Origin of the sequence: Macrococcus equipercicus (genome assembly GCF_004359525.2) — a bacterium.
In the GTDB taxonomy this organism is placed as follows: domain Bacteria; phylum Bacillota; class Bacilli; order Staphylococcales; family Staphylococcaceae; genus Macrococcus; species Macrococcus equipercicus.
In genome coordinates, this window is record NZ_SCWC02000042.1 from 1 (window position 1) to 215 (window position 215).

The 215-nt window shown below is 45.6% G+C and carries 1 tRNA gene; it reads right to left on the reverse strand.

Annotated features, from left to right (window positions below):
• Positions 1-2: 2 nt before the first annotated feature.
• Positions 3-79 (reverse strand) — tRNA-Ile (locus tag ERX35_RS11360).
• Positions 80-215: the final 136 nt, after the last annotated feature.

The window sequence follows — 215 nt, forward strand, 5'->3', positions numbered from 1 at the left end:
AATGGTGGGCCTAAATGGACTCGAACCATCGACCTCACGCTTATCAGGCGTGCGCTCTAACCAGCTGAGCTATAGGCCCATTTGAATGATGAACATTCAAAACTGAATACAATATGTCAGACGTTAATCCCTAAGGGATATCAAGTATCCCTTTTCCGTATAATCCTTAGAAAGGAGGTGATCCAGCCGCACCTTCCGATACGGCTACCTTGTTA